The following is a 1289-nucleotide window of genomic DNA, read 5'->3' on the forward strand; positions in this document are numbered from 1 at the left end:
ATACGTCCAGTGGACACTACCCCCTCAAGATAGCGTGTCTGCCAATTCCACCACAACCGCATATGAAGATAAAAGTGAGCCATGTAGGACTCGAACCTACGACACCCTGATTAAAAGTCAGGTGCTCTACCAACTGAGCTAATGGCTCATACAAAGCTGGATCTAGGTAGGTTCATTATGCTTGAGGAAGCATAACTCCCGTTCCTTACCGCTTGGCTATGTATTTAACAAGCCATTGCCAGTAATGCCTAAGATGCCATATTTAAAACTGGTGGAGGATGATGGATTCGAACCACCGAACTCGTCAGAGAACAGATTTACAGTCTGCTGCGTTTGGCCACTTCGCTAATCCTCCATGAAGCTGGTGCCGGCGATAGGATTTGAACCCACGACCTACTGATTACAAGTCAGTTGCTCTACCAACTGAGCTACACCGGCATATGAAATTGTAAAGGTTATAATGGCGGAGCCGACGGGATTCGAACCCGCGGTCTCCTGCGTGACAGGCAGGCATGTTAGGCCTCTACACCACGGCTCCACATTATAATTTGGTTGCGGGGGCAGGATTTGAACCTGCGGCCTTCGGGTTATGAGCCCGACGAGCTACCGAGCTGCTCCACCCCGCGTCATTGTAAAACATATATGGTGGAGGCTGACGGGATCGAACCGCCGACCCTCTGCTTGTAAGGCAGATGCTCTCCCAGCTGAGCTAAGCCTCCATAATAAGTGGTGACCCGTAGGGGATTCGAACCCCTGTTACCTCCGTGAAAGGGAGGTGTCTTAACCCCTTGACCAACGGGCCTAAAAAAATAATCTGGCGGAGAGCGAGAGATTCGAACTCTCGATACGCGGTTAACGTATACACGATTTCCAATCGTGCTCCTTCGACCACTCGGACAGCTCTCCGTGAAATGGCTCCCCGAACAGGACTCGAACCTGTGACAACTCGATTAACAGTCGAGTGCTCTACCAACTGAGCTATCAGGGAACGTAACTAAGTTGTAATGGTGGAGCCAAGCGGGATCGAACCGCTGACCTCCTGCTTGCAAGGCAGGCGCTCTCCCAGCTGAGCTATGGCCCCGAGAAGAATGGTTGGCCTTAGTGGACTCGAACCACCGACCTCACCCTTATCAGGGGTGCGCTCTAACCAGCTGAGCTAAAGGCCATCAGCTATTGGTTGCACCTTGAAAACTGGATACGAAACTTACATTCCTTTTCGCTGTGTTACGTTAGGATAAGCCCTCGACCGATTAGTATTCGTCAGCTGCATGCATTGCTGCACTTCCACC

General features: G+C 51.2%; 11 tRNA genes. All 11 read right to left on the bottom strand.

The window, feature by feature from the left end:
• Window positions 1-75: 75 nt before the first annotated feature.
• The 11 genes from ACFFSY_RS35035 to ACFFSY_RS35085 all read right to left on the bottom strand — a co-directional run bounded on the left by ACFFSY_RS35035 (window position 76) and on the right by ACFFSY_RS35085 (window position 1166).
• Window positions 76-148: transfer RNA gene (locus tag ACFFSY_RS35035), tRNA-Lys, on the bottom strand.
• A 121-nt stretch (window positions 149-269) separates the two neighbouring features.
• Window positions 270-355 (bottom strand) — tRNA-Tyr (locus ACFFSY_RS35040).
• 7 nt (window positions 356-362) lie between these two features.
• Window positions 363-438: transfer RNA gene (locus ACFFSY_RS35045), tRNA-Thr, on the bottom strand.
• 23 nt (window positions 439-461) lie between these two features.
• Window positions 462-538 (bottom strand) — tRNA-Asp (locus ACFFSY_RS35050).
• Window positions 539-549: 11 nt separating this feature from the next.
• Window positions 550-626: transfer RNA gene (locus ACFFSY_RS35055), tRNA-Met, on the bottom strand.
• Between the two features lie 17 nt (window positions 627-643).
• A tRNA-Val gene (locus ACFFSY_RS35060) sits at window positions 644-719 on the bottom strand.
• An 8-nt stretch (window positions 720-727) separates the two neighbouring features.
• A tRNA-Glu gene (locus tag ACFFSY_RS35065) sits at window positions 728-802 on the bottom strand.
• A gap of 13 nt (window positions 803-815) precedes the next feature.
• Window positions 816-906, bottom strand: a tRNA-Ser gene (locus ACFFSY_RS35070).
• 6 nt (window positions 907-912) lie between these two features.
• Window positions 913-988, bottom strand: a tRNA-Asn gene (locus ACFFSY_RS35075).
• 17 nt (window positions 989-1005) lie between these two features.
• Window positions 1006-1081 (bottom strand) — tRNA-Ala (locus ACFFSY_RS35080).
• 8 nt (window positions 1082-1089) lie between these two features.
• A tRNA-Ile gene (locus tag ACFFSY_RS35085) sits at window positions 1090-1166 on the bottom strand.
• Between the last annotated feature and the right edge of the window lie 123 nt (window positions 1167-1289).

It is taken from the genome of Paenibacillus aurantiacus (genome assembly GCF_042431225.1).
Lineage (GTDB): Bacteria > Bacillota > Bacilli > Paenibacillales > Paenibacillaceae > Paenibacillus_Z > Paenibacillus_Z aurantiacus.